At 71.0% G+C, this 18,031-nt stretch carries 15 protein-coding genes; 4 read left to right on the forward strand and 11 right to left on the reverse strand.

The genetic code is table 11. The annotated features are described in order from the left end of the window. Positions 1-5: 5 nt before the first annotated feature. The 4 genes from ACWZEH_RS05630 to ACWZEH_RS05645 form a co-directional block, all read right to left on the reverse strand. A complete protein-coding gene (locus ACWZEH_RS05630) occupies positions 6-728 on the reverse strand; it encodes a helical backbone metal receptor (protein ID WP_456199457.1) in 723 nt (240 codons plus the stop codon). A 5-nt stretch (positions 729-733) separates the two neighbouring features. Next, positions 734-1,303 (reverse strand): helix-turn-helix domain-containing protein, encoded by a 570-nt coding sequence (locus ACWZEH_RS05635; RefSeq protein WP_456196151.1) that lies wholly within the window; start codon positions 1,301-1,303, stop codon positions 734-736. A 466-nt stretch (positions 1,304-1,769) separates the two neighbouring features. After that, a complete protein-coding gene (locus tag ACWZEH_RS05640; protein WP_456196153.1) occupies positions 1,770-4,394 on the reverse strand; it encodes an ABC transporter permease/substrate binding protein in 2,625 nt (874 codons plus the stop codon). Then, complete coding sequence (locus tag ACWZEH_RS05645) at positions 4,387-5,475, reverse strand: quaternary amine ABC transporter ATP-binding protein (RefSeq protein ID WP_456196155.1); 1,089 nt, start codon at positions 5,473-5,475, stop codon at positions 4,387-4,389. The genes ACWZEH_RS05640 and ACWZEH_RS05645 overlap by 8 nt, the downstream gene beginning before the upstream one ends. Before the next feature lie 237 nt (positions 5,476-5,712). Between ACWZEH_RS05645 and ACWZEH_RS05650 the strand changes: the two genes are divergently transcribed. The 4 genes from ACWZEH_RS05650 (at position 5,713) to ACWZEH_RS05665 (ending at position 9,147) form a co-directional block, all read left to right on the forward strand. After that, positions 5,713-6,642, forward strand: a complete 930-nt coding sequence (locus ACWZEH_RS05650) for a 5'-3' exonuclease (protein ID WP_456199459.1) — start codon at positions 5,713-5,715, stop codon at positions 6,640-6,642. Between the two features lie 80 nt (positions 6,643-6,722). Beyond that, a complete protein-coding gene (locus ACWZEH_RS05655) occupies positions 6,723-7,577 on the forward strand; it encodes a siderophore-interacting protein (protein ID WP_456196156.1) in 855 nt (284 codons plus the stop codon). Positions 7,578-7,786: 209 nt separating this feature from the next. Continuing rightward, the gene (locus ACWZEH_RS05660) at positions 7,787-8,074 is read left to right on the forward strand and encodes a hypothetical protein (protein WP_456196158.1); all 288 of its coding nucleotides are present in this window, start codon (positions 7,787-7,789) and stop codon (positions 8,072-8,074) included. An 11-nt stretch (positions 8,075-8,085) separates the two neighbouring features. Next, positions 8,086-9,147, forward strand: coding sequence for an RluA family pseudouridine synthase (locus ACWZEH_RS05665; protein ID WP_456196160.1), 1,062 nt, complete (start codon positions 8,086-8,088; stop codon positions 9,145-9,147). On the opposite strand, the gene ACWZEH_RS05670 is transcribed toward ACWZEH_RS05665, so the two are convergent. From ACWZEH_RS05670 to ACWZEH_RS05700, 7 genes are all read right to left on the reverse strand, one after another. Continuing rightward, complete coding sequence (locus ACWZEH_RS05670) at positions 9,141-10,727, reverse strand: cytochrome P450 (protein ID WP_456196162.1); 1,587 nt, start codon at positions 10,725-10,727, stop codon at positions 9,141-9,143. The genes ACWZEH_RS05665 and ACWZEH_RS05670 overlap by 7 nt on opposite strands. A 49-nt stretch (positions 10,728-10,776) precedes the next feature. Further along, the gene (locus tag ACWZEH_RS05675; protein ID WP_456196164.1) at positions 10,777-11,397 is read right to left on the reverse strand and encodes a GTP-binding protein; all 621 of its coding nucleotides are present in this window, start codon (positions 11,395-11,397) and stop codon (positions 10,777-10,779) included. Further along, complete coding sequence (locus ACWZEH_RS05680) at positions 11,378-11,785, reverse strand: DUF742 domain-containing protein (protein ID WP_456196166.1); 408 nt, start codon at positions 11,783-11,785, stop codon at positions 11,378-11,380. The genes ACWZEH_RS05675 and ACWZEH_RS05680 overlap by 20 nt, the downstream gene beginning before the upstream one ends. After that, positions 11,782-12,189 (reverse strand): roadblock/LC7 domain-containing protein, encoded by a 408-nt coding sequence (locus ACWZEH_RS05685; RefSeq protein WP_042168469.1) that lies wholly within the window; start codon positions 12,187-12,189, stop codon positions 11,782-11,784. The genes ACWZEH_RS05680 and ACWZEH_RS05685 overlap by 4 nt, the downstream gene beginning before the upstream one ends. Further along, positions 12,186-13,820: a sensor histidine kinase gene (locus ACWZEH_RS05690; RefSeq protein ID WP_456196168.1), complete on the reverse strand. Its 1,635-nt coding sequence runs from the start codon at positions 13,818-13,820 to the stop codon at positions 12,186-12,188. Before ACWZEH_RS05690 ends, ACWZEH_RS05685 begins: the two co-directional genes overlap by 4 nt. Before the next feature lie 419 nt (positions 13,821-14,239). After that, on the reverse strand, positions 14,240-17,095 hold the full coding sequence (locus tag ACWZEH_RS05695) for a DEAD/DEAH box helicase (RefSeq protein WP_456196170.1): 2,856 nt from the start codon (positions 17,093-17,095) through the stop codon (positions 14,240-14,242). Between the two features lie 29 nt (positions 17,096-17,124). Beyond that, entirely contained in the window at positions 17,125-18,015 is an 891-nt protein-coding gene (locus ACWZEH_RS05700) for a diacylglycerol kinase (protein WP_456196172.1), read from the reverse strand. Positions 18,016-18,031: the final 16 nt, after the last annotated feature.

Here is an 18,031-nt window from a genome sequence, read left to right on the forward strand (position 1 = left end):
CGGTGCTACCGGCTGCCTGCCGCTCGCAGTTCCCGGAGCAGCACCGCCGCCGCCTCGGCCAGCGACGGCCCGTACCAGGTGAGGTGCCGGCCGCCGACCAGGGCGCAGGGCAGTCCGGGAAAGGCGTCGGGACCGTCGTCGGCGGTGAAGCGGTACGGCTCGTCGGGCAGCACGACGAGATCCGGGGCCTTTGCGCGCAACGCGTCCAGGGGTACGCGGGGATAGCGTTCCGGATGGCCCGTGTACAGGTGGTCGATGCCGAGGCGGGACAGCAGGTCACCGGCGAAGGTGTCACGGCCCAGCACCATCCAGGGCCGCCGCCAGACCGGCACGACCGCGGTCCGGCGGGTCGCCGGGACTGCCACGGCCCCCCAGGCGGCTTCGGCGTCGTCCAGCCATCGGGGGCGGGTGCTCACGCCGCACGCCGTGAGCACCCTGGCCAGCTCGCCGAAGGCCTGGGGCAGCGTCCGTACCTCCGTCACCAGGACCTCGAGGCCCGCCGCGCGCAGGGCGTCGAGGTCGGGGACGCGGTTCTCCTCCTCGTTGGCGATCACCAGATCGGGGGCGAGGGCGGTGATCCGGCCGACCTCCGGGTTCTTCGTGCCGCCGACCCGTACGACGTCCAGTCCGGCGGGATGCGTGCACCAGTCGGTGGCGCCGGCCAGGGTGCCGGGAGCGGACAGTGCCACGGCCTCGGTGAGGGACGGGACGAGGGAGACGATCCGCACGCGACTCACCGGCGGGGCTTGTCCCGGACCGCCTCGATGTGCTCGGCGACGGCGACGACGATCAGCCGGGTCTCCGCGACCGTGGCCCGCCACCGGTGCCGGACACCTCCGGTGAGGTACAGGGTGTCGCCTCGGCCGAGGCGGTAGGCGCGGCCTTCCGCCTCGATCTCCACGGCACCGTCCGCCACATACATCAACTGGTCGTTGCGGAACTGGAATTCACGTCCGGCGTCGTGGTCGCCGGTGAACTCGCAGGCGTGCATCTGGTGATGGCCCCGCACCAGGGACCGGACACGGGGGGCCGGCAACTGCTCGGTGGCCTCCGCGCGGACGACGTCGACACTGCACGCCGGGTCGGCGGCGGCGAGGAGTTCCACGGCGGTGGTGCGCAGGGCGTCGGCGACCTTCTCCAGGGAACTCTGGCTGGGGCGCGCGCGCTCGTTCTCGATCTGGCTCAGGAACGGGACCGACAGGCCGCTGCGCTGGGCCACGACGGCAAGCGTGAGATCGAGCGCGCGGCGTCGCCGCCGCACGGCCGCGCCCACGCGCAATGGCTGTTCTTTGTGGTCGCCCATCGCTTCGGCTCCCTCCTTCGCCCGTCGCCCTGTGCCTGTGCCCGCGTCCGTGCCCCGTGGTCCGGCGGCGCACTCCTCCTGTCGAGCTGTCTGCACCCTACGCATGTTCGGCAAACCGTTTCAGGCGCCTGTCACGTCGTCGTCCTGTGCGATCGCGCACAACCCACAGTTCACGCCAGCCGATGCGCGAGCCCTCCGGTTCGATGTGCGCAGGACGCAGGGTGTTTCCGCCATTGTCCCCCGAAGAGGGGCGGGAGGTCGCGGCGAAGGCCCGGAGGTTCGGGGAGGGCATGACACTGTGTGATTGGCCGGATTCCTGCCGTGTTCCCGCCCGGTGTGCGCCCGTTGTGACGCTGCGCCCGATGCGGGCCGTGCGCCCCGTCCGCTCCGGGCGTACATGCCCCGAGGGGCGGGCGGTGCCGGGTGTCACCTCGGCGACCGGTGATCGACGCGGTGGTCTCCGGCGTCACTGCGGGGTCATGCGCCCCACCACGTCCGGGTGCTCCTCGAGCCAGGCGGCTACGGCCTCCTCCTCCTTGCCCTGGCCGCGGTCCTTGATCTCCTTCTCGAGCGTGCCGAGCTCGTCCTCACTCATCCTGAAACCCTTGATCCACTTGGTGAGTTCGGGGTACTGCTCGGGGAACGCCTTCTTCGCGATGGTGCGGATGGTGTTGCCCTCGCCGAAGAGCTTCTTGTCGTCCTTCAGCTTGGTCAGCTCGTACTCACTGTACGACCAGTGCGGGGACCAGAGGGTGACCGCGATCGGCTCCTTCTTGGAGTAGGCGCGCTTGAGCTCGGCCAGCATCGCCGGCGTGGAGCCGTCGACGACCTTGTACTCCTCGTCCAGGCCGTATCCCGGCAGGACCTTGTTCTTGAGCAGGTCCATCTCGCCGGTGCCCGGTTCGATGCCGACGATCCGCCCGTCGAAGAGGTCCGCCTTGCCCTTGAGGTCCTCGAGGGACTTGACGTCCTTGACGTACGAGGGGACGGAGACCTCCAGTGATGTCGGCTCGTACCAGGTGCCGAGGTCGACCAGTTTGTCCTTGCTCTGGTCCCAGAAGTTCTTCTGGGCATACGGCAGCCAGGCGTCGAAGTTGAGGTCGATGTCCCCGCCGGCGAGGCCGGTGTAGACCGGGCCGACCTCCATCTGCTTCAGGTTCATCTTGTAGCCGCGCCGCTCGAGGACGTTCTTCCACAGGTAGGTGATCGCGATGTCCTCCTCCCAGGGGAACCACGCCACGGTCAGAGGGCGCTTCGCCTCGGCCGGGGTGGCGGCGGAACCGGACTTCACCGGGGCCAGCCTGTCGACGACGTCCGGGTTGTCCTTGAGCCACGCGCGGACGGCGTCCTGCTGCCTGCCCTTGCCGGCCTTGTTGATCTCGGCCTCCAGGCTGGTGAGTTCCTCCTCGGTCATCGAGAAGTCCTTCAGCCACTGGCCGACGGTGGGGTTCTCGGCGGTGAAGCCCTCGCGTCCCAGGGTGTGCACGGCGTCACCCTCGCCCCAGGTGCCCTTGGGGTCCTTCAGCTTCTTCAGGTCGTAGTCGCTGTACGCCCAGTGCGGCGACCAGAGCGTGACGACGACCGGTTCCTGCTTGCTGTAGGCGCGCTTGAGCTCGGCCAGCATCGCCGGCGTGGAGCTGTCGACGACCTTGTACTCCTCGTCCAGACCGTAGTCGGGCAGGACCTTGTCCTTGAGCAGGCCCATCATGCCGGCGCTGGACTCGATGCCGGTGATCTTCCCGTCGAAGGTGTCGGCCCCGCCCTTGAGGTCCTCCAGGGAGTCGAAGTCCTCCATGTAGGCGGGCACGGCGAGTTCGAGTGTCGTCTCCTCGTACCAGGTGCCCAGGTCCTCGAGCTTGTCGCCGTACTTCTTCCAGTACTCGGCGTGGGTGGTGGGCAGCCACGAGTCCGTCTGGAAGTCGATGTCGCCCTGCGCGAGCGCGGTGTAGAGCGGGCCGGCGTCGAACTGCGTGGCCTCGACCTCGAAGCCGCGCTGTTCGAGGACCTCCTTCCACAGGAAGGTGGAGGCGACGCCCTCGTCCCAGGGGATGTAACCGATGGAGATCCTCTTGCCGTTGCCGACGTTCCCGGTGTCGGCGGCGGTGTCGGTGCCGCCGCTCTTGCCGCTGCCGCCGAAGACGCCCATGCCGCCGGCCACCAGGGCCAGGACGACGACACCGATCACGGCGACCTGCGGGCGGGGCCGGTAGGACCAGATCTTCAGTCCCTGGGCGGCGCGGGCCTTGGCGGCGGCGCGACGGCCGAGCGGGGACACCTGGGTGCCCAGGGCGCTGGTCATGCGGTCGAGATAGATCGCCAGGATGACGATGGCGAGGCCGGACTCGGCGCCGAGACCGATGTTGAGCTGGCCGATGGCCTCGATGACCGCACCGCCGAGGCCTCCGGTGCCGACCATGCCGGCGATCGCGGCCATGGACAGGCCGAGCATGATCACCTGGTTGACGCCCGCCATCACGGTGGGCAGCGCCAGCGGCAGCTGGACGCGCAGCAGCGTGTTGCGGGGTGTGGTGCCGAACGCCTCGGCCGCCTCCACGAGGTCCTTGTCGACCTGGCGGATGCCCAGCTCGGTCATGCGCACGCCGGGGGCGAGCGCGAAGATCAGGGTGGCGACGATGCCGGGGGCGGGGCCCGTCCCGAAGAAGAGGATCGCCGGGATGAGGTAGATCATCGCGGGCAGCGTCTGCATGAAGTCCAGGACCGGCCGCACCAGGGCGCTGACCCGGTCCGAGCGTGCCGCCCAGATGCCCACGGGCACTCCGAGGACCAGCGCGATGAGGGTGGCGACGAGGACCAGTGACAGCGTCACCATCGAGTCCGCCCACAGTTCCATGGAATCGATGAAGGCGAATCCCAGGAAGGTGAGGACACCGGCGAGGGTACCGCGCAGCCAGAAGGCGATCACCGCGAAGATACCGGCGAGCAGCAGCGGCTCGGGCGCCTGGAGGACGGCGTTGACACCGTCGTAGGCGCCGGTGAAGACGGCCTTGAAGAAGTCGAACAACCAGGTCACATGGGCGAGCAGCCAGTCGACACCGCTGTTGACCCATTCGCCGAGCGGGATCCTAGGCACGGGCCATCACCTTCTCGCCCTTGCCACGCGGGGAGTCGCAGGTGCCGGGGGCACCCTCCTCGTCGCCGATGAAACCGACGAGCCGCTGCCGGGGCACGACGCCGATGACCGTGCCCTCGCCGTCGAGGACCGCCACGGGGTGCGCCGCGCGGGCACTCATCGCGCACAGATCGGTGAACGGCGTCTGCGCCGTCGCGGTCTCGCACGTGCAGTCGGCCTCGTCGCCGCGCACCTCGCGCTCCATCACGGCGCCGGCGGTCAGCACCCGGGAACGGTCGACGTCCTGGGTGAAGGAGGCGACGTAGTCGTTGGCCGGGCGGATCAGGATGTCCTGCGCGGTGCCGATCTGCACGATACGGCCGTCGCGCATCACCGCGATGCGGTCGCCCAGGCGCATGGCCTCGTTGAGGTCGTGCGTGATGAAGACGATCGTCTTCTTCAGCTTCTTCTGCAGCTCCACCAGCTGGTCCTGCATGTCGCGGCGGATCAGCGGGTCGAGCGCGCTGAAGGACTCGTCCATCAGCAGCAGGTCGGCGTCGGTCGCGAGCGCGCGGGCGAGGCCCACACGCTGCTGCATGCCGCCGGAGAGCTCGTCGGGCCAGGAGTGCTCCCAGCCGGCCAGGCCACACAGGGCGAGCGCCTCGTCGGCGCGGCGTTCGCGCTCGGCGCGGGGCACGCCCTGCACTTCAAGACCGTAGGCGGCGTTCTCACGAACGCTGCGGTGCGGGAACAGCGCGAAGTGCTGGAAGACCATGCTGATCTTCTTGGAGCGGACCGCGCGCAGCTCGCGGTCGGACAGCGCGGTGAGGTCCTCACCGTCGAAGCGCACCGCTCCGGCGGTCGGCTCCGACAGGCCGTTCAGCATGCGCAGCAGGGTGGACTTACCGGAACCGGACAGGCCCATCACGACGAAGATCTCGCCGGGCTCCACGGTGAACGAGGCGTCGATGACGGCTGCCGTCGTGCCGAGGGCACGCAACTCCTCACGGTCGGCCTCGTTCTGGCGCAGTCTCTCGACCGCCTGGCCCGGTCGTCTGCCGAACACCTTGTAGAGGTGTTCGGCCTCTAGCCTGGATGACACGCGTACCTCTTGTCTCGACGGCAACGAAGAGGAGCGGCGCCCGTCGGGACGGTTCATGTGTTTCCTGACAGTTGAACCTGCAACCGGCATCGCTCCGGGGCGGCGCCTCCCCCCTTTCGCTCACCCCAAACACAATCGTGTCCTGCGTCACATTCAAGCCATGTCGCGCCGTGTGCGGCACGTCCCGGGCCGGTACTGCCGGGCGACCGCCGGGCCCTGTCGGTGGCGTACGGCATGATGCGGAGCGTGACCGGACGACTGATGCTCCTCGATACCGCTTCTCTTTACTTCCGGGCCTACTTCGGTGTCCCGGACTCCGTCAGGGCCCCGGACGGCTCGCCGGTGAACGCCGTGCGCGGGCTGCTCGACTTCATCGACCGCCTGGTCAAGGACCATCATCCGGACGACCTGGTGGCCTGCATGGACGCCGACTGGCGCCCGGCGTGGCGGGTGGAGCTGATCCCCTCCTACAAGGCGCACCGCGTGGCCGCGGAACGCCCGTCGGGCCCCGACGAGGAGGAGGTGCCCGACACGCTGTCTCCGCAGGTGCCGGTCATCGAGGCCGTGCTGGACGCCGTCGGTATCGCGCGTGTGGGCGTCGCCGCGTACGAGGCGGACGACGTGATCGGCACGTTCACCGCGCGGGCGCGCGGCCCGGTGGACATCGTCACCGGGGACCGCGACCTGTATCAGCTGGTGGACGACGCGCGCGGGGTGCGGGTGCTGTATCCGCTCAAGGGCGTCGGCACGCTCCAGATCACCGACGAGGCCGTGCTGCGCGAGAAGTACGGGGTGGGCGGCTCGGGGTACGCGGATCTGGCGCTGCTGCGGGGCGACCCGAGCGACGGCCTGCCGGGCGTACCGGGGGTGGGCGAGAAGACGGCCGCCAAGCTGCTGGCCGAGTTCGGCGACCTGGCCGGGATCCTGGCGGCGGTCGACGATCCGCAGGCCAGACTCACCCCGACCCAGCGAGTGCGCCTCACCGGGGCGGGCCCGTACCTGGCGGTCGCCCCGAAGGTCGTGCGGGTCGCGGACGACGTCCCGCTCCCGGAGGTCGACACGACCCTGCCGCGGACGCCGCGCGACCCGGAGGCCGTACGGGAACTGGCGGCCCGCTGGGGTCTGGGCGGCTCCCTGGAGCGGCTGCTGGCCACCCTCGCGCGATAGGGACACCGCCGGTGTGCACGGGTGATCACGGAACGGAGGTGTTAACTTAGGTATACCTAACTGAGCGACAGGGAGACCCCATGGCACAGCGACCGGGACGCCAGCCGCGCAGGCCCCACTCCGGGCAGGTGCTCCGCACCGAGCGGCTGACCCCGCACATGCAGCGGGTGGTGCTGGGCGGCGAGGGCCTGGCCGACTTCACGGCGGACACCTGCACCGACCACTATGTGAAGCTGCTGTTCCCCGCCGAGGGCGTCACCTACCCCGAGCCGTTCGACATGCAGCGGATCCGCGGGGAGTTCCCGCGCGACCAGTGGCCGGTGACCCGGACGTACACCGTGCGCCACTGGGACGCCGAGCGGCGCGAGCTGACGCTGGACTTCGTGATCCACGGCGACGAAGGGCTGGCAGGCCCCTGGGCCCGGCGGGTCCTGCCGGGCGAGAGCGTGTTCTTCCTCGGCCCCGGCGGCGCCTACGCCCCCGACCCGGGCGCCGACTGGCATCTGCTGGTGGGCGACGAGAGCGCGCTGCCCGCGATCGCCCGGTCGCTGGAGGCCCTGCCGAGCGGGGCCAGGGCGTACGCCTTCGTGGAGGTCGAGGGCCCCCGGGAGGAGCAGAAGATCGACTCCGAGGCGGCGGTCACCTGGCTGCACCGGGGGGACCGCCCGGTCGGTGAGGCTCTGGTGGAGGCCGTGCGGGGTCTGGAGTTCCCCGAGGGCCGGGTGCACGCCTTCGTCCACGGCGAGGCGCACTTCGTGAAGGAGCTGCGCCGTCTGCTGCGGGTCGAGCGGCAGATCGCGCGTGAGGACCTCTCGATCTCCGGCTACTGGCGGCGCGGTCACAACGAGGACGGCTGGCAGGCCTCGAAGCAGGAGTGGAACGCACGGGTCGAGGCGGAGCAGGAACAGCCGCAGTCGGCGGCCGCGGCCGGCTGAGCCGCCGCCGAGCAGCCGCGGAGTCGCCCCCGGGCCACACCTGAATCATCCTCGGACCACCACCGGTCCGCCGTCCTGCCCGAACCGGCATCCAGGTGTCCCGGCCGGCACACGTGGCGGCGCCGGTCGGGTGAACCCCGGCCCCCGCGCCGCGGCGGGCGGCGTGGCGCGGTGACCCGCCCCCGCCCGCTGCCCGAGGATCCGGGCGCGTGACAGTCACCTTCGAAGAACTCGTGGCCAAGCAGCGTGCGGCGGACGAGGCGCATGTGCGCGTGCGCCATCTGCGGGAGACGTACGGGCCTCCCACGGGCACCAAGTGGAGCAGTCGGCAGACCACCACATGGGAGACGGCCTGGCGGGCCTGGCGCGACCTCGCCCGTGACGTCCACGTGTCGGTGAGTGAGTTCGCGCGGGCCGAGGGGAAACCGCGCCATGTGGTCGAGGCCGAGGTCAGGCGGGTGGTGCGGCACGAGGAACAGGGCGGGGCGGACGCGTAGCCTTGGCCCTCGTGACCCGCAGACGCAGGACTGTCCCGCCCTCCCCGCTGCCGCAGCGCGACGGTGTGGACCCGGTGCGGGTGCGGCTGCCCGGCGCGGGGGCGTGGGCCACCGTGCGGGACCATCTCGTGGCCCGGCTCCCGGCCGGCTCCGGTGTCGTCGACGCCATGTTCGACGCGGGGCTGATCGTGGGCGTGGACGGGCGGCCCGTGCCTGCCGACGCCCCCTATGTGCCAGGACTGTTCGTGTGGTTCCACCGGGATCTGCCGGCCGAGGTGCCGGTGCCGTTCCCGCTGGAGATCGTGTACCGGGACGAGCACATCGTCGTCGCCGACAAGCCCCACTTCCTGGCCACCACCCCGCGCGGCAGCCATGTCGCCCAGACCGCGCTGGCCCGGCTGCGCCGCGAGCTGGGTGTCCCGCTGCTGGGCGCCGCGCACCGTCTCGACCGGCTCACCGCCGGGCTGGTGCTGTTCACCGTGCGGCCCGAGGAGCGGGGCGCGTACCAGACGCTGTTCCGCGACCGGCTGATCCACAAGGAGTACGAGGCCGTCGCCTCCCACGACCCGGCGCTCACCCTGCCCCGGACCGTGCGCAGCCGGATCGTGAAGGAGCGCGGAGTGCTGGCCGCCCGTGAGGTCGAGGGCGAGCCGAACGCGCTCAGTCGGGTCGAACTCCTGGACCACCGGGCCGACGGCCTCGCCCGGTACCGGCTGGTGCCCGGTACCGGGCAGACCCATCAGCTGCGGGTGCACATGAACGCCCTGGGCGTGCCGATCCTCGGCGACCCCCTGTATCCGGAGGTGACCGGCCCCGTCCCGGCCGGTGACTTCCGGCGCCCGCTGCAACTGCTTGCGCGAGCACTGGAGTTCACCGACCCGGTGACGGGGGCACGGCACCGTCTGCGCAGTGGCCGGACGCTCACGGCGTGGACGTCGTACGAGGCCTGGGCCACGGACGACCGTGCCGAAGACGACCACGCTCCGGACGACCGAACCGCCGGGACACGGACCACCACGGCCCGGACCGCTGTTCACCGGCCGCCCCCGGCCCCCCTCGCCCCCGGTCAGTAGCCGCGCCACCAGCTCAGGAAGCGCTGCCAGGCGCCCGGCGCGCGGGCCGGTTCCGCGGGGCCGGCGGCGGCCACCGGCTCGGCGACCGGTGGCTCGGCCGACCGGGCCGCCGACCGCGAGTCCGGCTGCGGGTCCGGTGTCCCGGCCGGCGCCGCGGGCCGCGGGGCGGGGACGTCGTGGTGTCCGAACGGCTCGGGGCGGGCGGCGGACGGCGGTGCCGGCTCCCCCGGCGCGGAGCTGCCGATGTGCCAGTCGCGGCGCGGGGCCGTGGGCCGGGCGTCGTGGTTCGGCCGTTCGGTGATGTCCTGCGGCGGCCTGGGCATGAACCGGACCGGCAGCTCGACGAGATGGCGCGAGGCGATCGACTCGGTGTGGCGCAGATCCTCGTCGTCGACGTCGAGTTCGAGGTCGGGCAGCCGCATCAGCAGCGCGTCGACGCCGATCTCGGCGATGGCACGCCCGATGTCCTGCCCGGGGCACTCGTGCGGGCCGCCGCTGAAGGCGAGGTGGGAGCGGTTGCCCTGCATGTGGGCGGTCGGGTCCGGGCGTACCCGCGGGTCCACGTTGGCCGGGGCCGGGGCGAACAGCAGTCCGTCGCCCCGGCGGATGCGCTGGCCGCCGAGTTCCGTCTCCTGTTTGGCGAAGTAGGCGAAGATGGTGCTGAACGGCGGCTCGTCCCACAGCAGCTGCTCCACCGCCTCCGGCACGGTCATCTGACCGCCGTTGAGCTGGGCCCGGAAGCGCGGGTCGACGAGCACCGTCCGCAGCACGTTGGCGAGGAGGTTGGCGGTCGACTCGTAGGCGGCGATGAGCACCACCCGCAGGTGCTCCCTGACCTCGTCGTCGGTCAGTCCGGCCGGGTGGGTGATGAGATGGCTGGCGAAGTCGTCCTGCGGTTCCAGCCGGCGGCGGGCGGTGAGCCGGCCCAGGACGTCCATGACGTACGCGTTGCTGGCGATGGCGGTCTCGGTGCCCCTGAGCATGTCGCGGGCCGACTCGACCATCCGGTCGTTGTACTCGTCGGGCATGCCGAGGATGTGGCACATCACGGCCATCGGCAGGTGCTCGGCGTACTGGCTGACGACCTCGGCCTCGCCCACTTCGCAGAACCGGTTGACGAGACGCTGGGTGCAGCGGTTGATGTGCCGGCGCAGACTGCGGAAGTCGATGGTCGACAGGGCGAAGTCGATCGCGCCGCGCAGCCGTTGGTGCTCGTCGCCCTCGGCGTGGGCGCACATCGGCTGCCAGGCGATGTGCGGCATCAGCGGGTGGTCGGGTTTGACCAGGCCGTCCCGGAGCGGGGACCAGATACGGCTGTCGCGGGTGTACTGCGCGGGGGTGCGCACCATGTGCAGGTTCTCGGTGTGGCCGAGGACCACCCACACCGGCACGTCGTCGTGGAGCAGCGCGGGCGCCACGGGTCCGTGTTCGGCGCGGAGTTCCTCGTACAGCTTCTTCAGGTCCGCCGATTCGTGCAGCCGGTGCAGTCCCCCGGGGCCCTGGCCGTGCGCGGGGCAGCCGGGGGGCGGGACGGGACGGGAGTCGTCCGTTCCGGCCGGGGAGTGGGATTCAGGCGTCACAGTGGTCGCTCCGGAGAACAGGGGGGAAGGAGAGCAGGGGGCCGGGGTGTCAGGTACGCGAGCCCGTCATGGCGAGCGAGTGCAGGAACCTCGTCAGCGTGATCAGTACGTCCCGGCTGGAGGCACGGCGTCGTACGTCGCAGTCCATGATCGGGACGTCCTGGGGCAGGTCGAGCGCCGTCCGCAGATCCGCGAACGGGTAACGGGGTGCGTCCGGGAAGGTGTTGACGGCGACGACGAAGGGCACGCCGCGTTCCTCCAGCCGCCCCATGACGTCGAAGCTGACTTCCAGACGGCGTGTGTCGACCAGCACCACCGCACCGAGCGCCCCCTCGAACAGCCCGTTCCACAGGAACCAGAAACGCTCCTGGCCCGGGGTGCCGAACAGGTAGAGCACCAGCTGTTCGGTGATCTTGATGCGGCCGAAGTCCATGGCCACCGTGGTGGCCGTCTTGGACGCGGAACCGAAGTTGTCGTCGACTCCGACGCCGGCCTGGGTCATGGTCTCCTCGGTGGTCAGCGGCTTGATCTCGCTGACCGACCCGACCATGGTCGTCTTGCCGACCCCGAAGCCGCCCACGATCACGATCTTCGCCGCGGCCTCGGCCGTGTGCGGCAGCTGATCCTCGGTCCGTGGGCCCGGGATGGTCTCAGAGCCTTTGAAGTCCATGCATCACCGCTTCGAGAAGGGAACGGTCGGGAAGCGCCTTCCGGACGATCGGGGCGCGCGCCTGCACCAGTTCCGCCGCCAGCATCTCGGTGAGCAGTACGGTCACCACGCCGAACGGCAGGCTGAGGTAGGCCGAGAGTTCGGCCACGGACAGGGGTGCGGCACAGAGCCGGAGCAGTGCCGCCTGCTCGGGCGTGGCGGAGTGCGGGGGGTCCTCGACGCCCGCCACGATCAGCGTCACGAGGTCGAGGTCCGCGCGGTTCCCGTCCGCCCCGGTGACGACGTACAGCCGCTCCGGGTTGGGCCGTTCGTCCTCCTTCTTGTCCGTGGCCGGTGGCGGAGGAGGGTCCTCCTGCGGAGAGCGCCTCTGGCGTTGCGGAGGAGTCATACGGTCGTCCCGTTCCGGCGGGGCGGACTGGTGAGATGGGCGCCGATACGGACGACGAGGTCGCGCATCATGGCCCCCATCCGCCCGGGTTCACAGGTCATGTCGGAGAGCACCGCGAGATAGGCGTTGGCGCCGGCGGCCATCAGATAGAAGTAGCCGCCGTTGATCTCGATGATCACCATCTTCATCTCGCCGTCGCTGCGCGGAAGTTCCCCGGCGACGGCACCGGCGAGGCTCTGCACGCCGGCACAGGCGGCGGCGACCCGGTCGGCGGCGTCCGGCTCGCCGCCGAAGCGGGCGATGCGCAGACCGTCGGCCGAGAGCACCACGATCATCTCGACGCCGGGTACACCGTCGGCGAGCTCCTTGAGCATCCAGTCGAAGTTGGCGCGTTGCTGGATCACTTGAGGTCCCCCTCGTCGTCGGCCTCGGTGCGGGCCGGTTCGTTGATCAGATGCAGGTACGCGGTCGGGTTCCGGGTGAAGTCGGTGGGGTGGACGCCGGGTTCGAGGTCCTTCTTCAAGCCGTCCCAGAACGCGTCGACCCACAGCCCGGGTTCGCGGTCGTCCTTCGGCTCGGCCGGTTCGGGCTCGGGTGCCGGCCAGGGGGACCTGACGGTCTCGCCCCGCTCGGCGGCCTCCCGCTCGGCCCGTTCGGCGGCTGCCTGCTCGGCGTACCGCTGGGTCAGCGACGTCTTCATCCGGCTGCGACGCTGCGGCAGCCCGTTGGAGGTCCACTCGGTGACCTCGGGGACGTCGTCCTCCATGGAGACGGTGGCGGGGATGCTCGGGCTGGTGGGACGGCGCTTCTTGGGGGCGCGCTTGGGGCCGGGGAGCGCGTCGACCTGCATGGGCACGGCGGTCGCGCCGATGCCGTGGGCGAGGCCGACACCGGGCTCGGTGGTCATCATGTCGCTGGGCACGATGAGGACCGCGCGGACGCCGCCGTAGGCGGAGGCGCGCAGCGAGACCTGCATCTTGTATCCGGAGCAGAGCCGGCCGATGACGGCGAGGCCCAGACGGGGGCTCGTGCCGAGGTCCTGGAGGTCGACACCCGCCTTGGCCTGCTCCAGCTTGTCCTCGATCCGGGCCCGCGCCTTCTCGTCGAGGCTGACTCCGGCGTCCTCGATCTCGATGGCGACGCCGGTCTGCACCTCGATGGCGGTGACGTGGACCTTGGTGTGGGGCGGCGAGTAGCGCGTGGCGTTGTCGAGGAGCTCGGCGACGGCGTGGATGACCGGCTCGACGGAGATGCCCTTGATGTTGACCTTGGCGATGGACTTCAGGTCGATGCGCCGGTACTCGAGGATGCGGGACATCGCGCCGCGCAGCACGCTGTAGAGGGCGACGGGTTCGGGCCACTGGCGTCCGGGGCGGCCGCCGCCGAGTACGGAGATGGAGTCGGCGAGGCGGCCGATCAGCGCGGTGCCGTGGTCGATGCGCAGCAGGTCGTCGAAGACCTCGGGGTTGCGGCCGTGGTCCTCCTCCATCTCCCTCAGCTCCTTGGCCTGCTGATGGACGATCGCCTGGACGCGGCGGGCGATGCTGACGAAGGAGCGCTGGGAGGAGTCGCGCAGGGCTTCCTCGTCGTCGATGATCTTCAGCATCGTCTTGAGCAGCTTGATCTGGTACTCGGGCAGATCACGCCAGGCCGGGTTGACCTCCTTGAGATGGAGGAGGACTTCCCTGGGGGTGTTTCCGCGGTGCAGGAAGTCCAGGGCCTCGGGGACGACGGCGTCCGCGAAGTGCAGCGTCTCCGTGTCGTGGGAGGCGATCCGCGCTTCCAGATACGCGCGGTGACGTTCGCACTCGGCTCGCTCGTCCCGCAGGACGCGGCCGCGGCGCACCGCCTCGGCCGCGGCGGCGATCACCAGCAGGGTGGCGACGACACCGCAGGTGCCGACGGCGATCCGGGCGGGCTCCGTCACCAGGGCGACCGCGGCTCCGGTTGCCGCGGCCATCAGTATGGCCGGCAGCAACAGCACGCGTGCGTAGGGAAGTTCGCGTCGACCGGGCGGGGATTGGACACTCACCATGTAGGCCTCTGAAAACGAATCGGCTGGTGGTCGGGGGACGTGCGGGTGGGGACGGACCGGGAAATGACGGGAATCATCCGCACAAGAGGGAACAGACACACGAATTCATCCCAACTCGGTGCGCTGCGGGCGAGCTTAGTCCGACAGGATCAACGCCGTGTCATATTCGGCAAGTGCCGGAAATGACCCCTGGGGCAGGAGTACGCTCGAGCCCATTTGCACGCACGGGAAGAGTTCGGACGCAGAGCGTAACGGCGCATGGGTGTACGAAACTCACTCACCGTGAAAGGTGAAGTACGCGGCCGAAGGCCGGGGAACCATCCGGTCCCGTTGCCGGCGGGCGCCGGGGACGCGGAAGCCCGGCGCGCACCGAACGCACCGGGCTTACCGGGTGAGGGGCGGGCCGGGCCCGTCCGCCGTCACCCCACGGACGAGTAGGCCACCACTCCGCGCAGCAGTCCGTCGACCGCCTTGCGGGCGTTCTTCGCGACCGTGGAGCCCTCCACCGCCGGAGCCGCCGCCGAGATCTGGCCGAGGACGTCGATGACCTGCTTGCACCAGCGCACGAAGTCCCCCGCCGGCATCTCCACCTCGCGCAGCACCTCGTCGAGACCCTTGCCGGATGCCCACATGTAGGCGGCCCAGGCGAAGCCGAGGTCGGGTTCGCGCTGGCCCACCCCTTCGGTCTGGGTGATCCGGAAGTCCTCCTCCATGGCGTCCAGCCGCCCCCAGATGCGGACCATCTCGCCGAGCGCTGCCTTCGCCCTGCCGGAGGGCACCTTGGGCACCACCGCGTCGTCGCTGACCCGGGCCTCGTACACCAGGGCCGAGACACAGGCGGCGAGTTCGGCCGGGCCGAGCTGCTCCCAGACGCCCTCCCGCAGGCATTCGCTGGCCAGCAGGTCGAGTTCGCCGTACAGCCGGGCGAGCCGCTTGCCGTGCTCGGTGACCTCGTCGCCGCGCAGGTAGTCCAGCTCGGTCAGCAGGGCGACGATACGGTCGAAGGTACGGGCGATGGTGTTCGTCCGGCCCTCGATGCGCCGCTCCAGCTGCTTGGTGTCCCGCCGCAACCGGTGGTAGCGCTCGGCCCAGCGGGCGTGGTCCTCACGGTCGTCGCAGCCGTGGCACGGATGGGCCCGGATCGCCTTGCGCAGCCGGTCGATCTCCCGGTCGTCGGCCGCCTGGGAGCGCCGCTTGCGGTGCCGCTCCGGCTCGATGTGCCCGGCCTTGGTCCGCAGCGCGGAGGCCAGGTCGCGGCGGGACTGCGGCGAGCGCGCGTTGAACGACTTCGGGATGCGCATCCGCTCCAGCGCCTCGACGGGCGCCGGGAAGTCGATCGACGCCAGCCGTTTGACCTGCCGCTCCGCGGTCAGCACCAGAGGGCGGGGCCCGTCGTGGTACTCGACGCCGCGGTGGCCGCCCGCCCGGCCCGCGGGCAGGCCCGGGTCGAGGACCAGCGCCAGCCCGGCGTACTTGCCCGCGGGTACGTGGATGATGTCGCCGGGCTTGAGCTTCTCCAGGGCGACTGCCGCCTCCGCGCGCCGCTGGACCGCGCCCTGGCGGGCCAGCTCCGTCTCCCGGTCCTTCAGGTCGCGGCGCAGCCGCACGTACTCCTCGAAGTCGCCGAGGTGGCAGGTCATGGAGTCCTGGTAGCCCTCGAGGCCCTCCTCGTTGCGCTGCACCTGCCGCGAGATGCCGACCACCGAACGGTCCGCCTGGAACTGGGCGAACGACGTCTCCAGCAGCTCGCGCGAGCGGTGCCGGCCGAACTGCTCGACCAGGTTGACCGCCATGTTGTACGACGGCCTGAAGCTGGAGCGCAGCGGATAGGTGCGGGTGCCGGCCAGCCCCGCGAGGTGCTCGGGGTTCATGCCGCGCTGCCACAGCACGACCGCGTGGCCCTCGACGTCGATGCCGCGCCGGCCGGCCCGGCCGGTCAGCTGGGTGTACTCGCCGGGGGTGATGTCGGCGTGCTGCTCGCCGTTCCACTTGACGAGCTTCTCCAGCACCACCGAGCGGGCGGGCATGTTGATGCCCAGGGCGAGGGTCTCGGTCGCGAAGACCGCCTTGACCAGGCCGCGGACGAACAGCTCCTCGACGACCTCCTTGAACGTCGGCAGCATGCCCGCGTGGTGGGCCGCGATGCCGCGCTCGAGGCCCTCCAGCCACTCGTAGTAGCCGAGGACGTGCAGGTCCTCGGTGGGGATGGAGGCGGTGCGCTCCTCGACGAGGGAGCGCACCTGCTCCCGCGCCCGGTCGTCGTTGAGCCGCAGCCCCGCGTACAGGCACTGCTGGACGGCGGCCTCGCAGGCGGCGCGGCTGAAGATGAAGGTGATGGCGGGCAGCAGGCCCTGGGCGTCGAGCCGCTCGATCACCTCGGGCCGGCCCGGTGTCCAGACCCGCGTGCGCTGTCTGCGCTCCCGCTCCCGGTCCGCCTCGCGCATGTTCCGGCCGCGGCGCCTCTCGCCCCACGACGGGCGGGTCGCCTCCATCCGGGCCATCCGCGTGAGGTCGGGGTTGACGGCCTTCTTCTGGCCCTCGCCCTCCTCGAACAGGTCGTAGATCCGGCGCCCGGCGAGTACGTGCTGGAACAGCGGCACGGGCCGGTGCTCGGAGACGATGACCTCGGTGTGGCCGCGGACGGTGTCCAGCCAGTCGCCGAACTCCTCCGCGTTCGACACCGTCGCCGAGAGGGACACCAGGGTCACCGACTCGGGCAGGTGGATGATCACTTCCTCCCAGACGGCGCCCCGGAAACGGTCGGAGAGGTAGTGCACCTCGTCCATGACCACGTACCCGAGGCCGAGGAGCGTCTGCGAGCCCGCGTACAGCATGTTCCGCAGCACCTCGGTGGTCATCACGACCACGGGAGCACCGGAGTTGACACTGTTGTCGCCCGTGAGCAGGCCGACCTTGTCGGCGCCGTAGCGGCGGCACAGGTCGGCGTACTTCTGGTTCGACAGCGCCTTGATGGGCGTCGTGTAGAAGCACTTCTTGCCCTGCTGGAGGGCGAGGTGGACGGCGAACTCGCCGACGATCGTCTTGCCCGAGCCGGTGGGCGCGGCCACCAGCACACCCTTCCCCGCTTCGAGCGCCTGGCAGGCCTCGATCTGGAAGGGGTCGAGGCCGAAGTCGTACATCTCGCGGAAGGAGGCGAGTGCGGTGGCCTGCTCGGCAGCGCGCCTGCGTGCTGCCGCGTACCGCTCGGCCGGTGAGAGGTCCTCTGTCATCGTGCTTTCGAGCGTACCGGGCCGCGCTGACAACAGGACGATCATTATCCGGATCCAGGAGCGGACGCGGCCCCTCAGGGCCCCACGACCCGCACCGCGCCGCGTACGCAGCTCGCGGTCAGCGGCAGGGGCCCGAGCGGTTCGCCGTCCGCGTAACCGGTGACCTGTTCGGCGGCCAGCTCCACCCGCGACGCCCGGAACACGCTCACCTCGGGCCGGCCGACGTGCGTTCCGCGGTACACGGTGGGGAAGATCCGCAGCAGCGCGGCCCGGCCGCAGTCGCCGACCACCGTGACGTCGAACAGCCCGTCGGTGAGGTCGGCACCCGGACAGATCCGCATGCCGCCCCCGTACGAGGCTCCGTTGCCGACGGCGACCAGCGTCGCCTCGACCTCGCGGACGTCGCCGTCGTCGAGGGTGATCCGGTACGGGATCGGGCGCAGGGCCGCGAGTTCGGCGACCATGGCGAGGTCGTACGTGAAACGCCCCGCGGGCAGCCGCATCCGGTTGCCGCGGTCGTTGACGCGGGAGTCGAAGCCGGAGGCGAGGACGGTACCGAACCAGCGGTCGCCGGCCCGCCCGAGGTCGATGTCGCGCACCCGTCCGCACTTGAGGGCGTCGGCGATCATCCGGCCGGCCGCGGCCGGTTCCCCCAGCGGCATGCCGAGCGAGCGGGCGAAGTCGTTGCCGGTGCCGACGGCGATCAGGCCGAGCGGTGTGCCGGTGCCGACGACGGCCTGCAGGGCCAGGTTCGCCATGCCGTCGCCGCCGACGGCCACCAGGGCTCCGGTGCCCTCCTCGACGGCACCGCGCGCACGGGCGAGCGCGTCCGCGGCGTCCTCACCGAGTACGGCCCGCACCGAGAAACCGGCCGCGCGCAACGCGGAAGCGGCCGGCCGCGCCGCTCGGACGCCCCGGCCGCGACCCGCGGTGGGGTTGACGAGGAGGGTGATCTCGCTGGTCACCCCGCGACCCTACGAG

This window comes from Streptomyces yamdrokensis, from assembly GCF_053890455.1.

Bases quoted from the DNA above. Each gene is read 5' to 3' on its own strand.
- ACWZEH_RS05680 (WP_456196166.1), bottom strand. From the start codon at position 11,785: ATGACTCCTCCGCAACGCCAGAGGCGCTCTCCGCAGGAGGACCCTCCT.
- ACWZEH_RS05650 (WP_456199459.1), top strand. From the start codon at position 5,713: ATGCGGAGCGTGACCGGACGACTGATGCTCCTCGATACCGCTTCTCTT.
- ACWZEH_RS05635 (WP_456196151.1), bottom strand. From the start codon at position 1,303: ATGGGCGACCACAAAGAACAGCCATTGCGCGTGGGCGCGGCCGTGCGG.
- ACWZEH_RS05675 (WP_456196164.1), bottom strand. From the start codon at position 11,397: ATGGACTTCAAAGGCTCTGAGACCATCCCGGGCCCACGGACCGAGGAT.
- ACWZEH_RS05695 (WP_456196170.1), bottom strand. From the start codon at position 17,095: ATGATCGTCCTGTTGTCAGCGCGGCCCGGTACGCTCGAAAGCACGATG.
- ACWZEH_RS05655 (WP_456196156.1), top strand. From the start codon at position 6,723: ATGGCACAGCGACCGGGACGCCAGCCGCGCAGGCCCCACTCCGGGCAG.
- ACWZEH_RS05690 (WP_456196168.1), bottom strand. From the start codon at position 13,820: ATGGTGAGTGTCCAATCCCCGCCCGGTCGACGCGAACTTCCCTACGCA.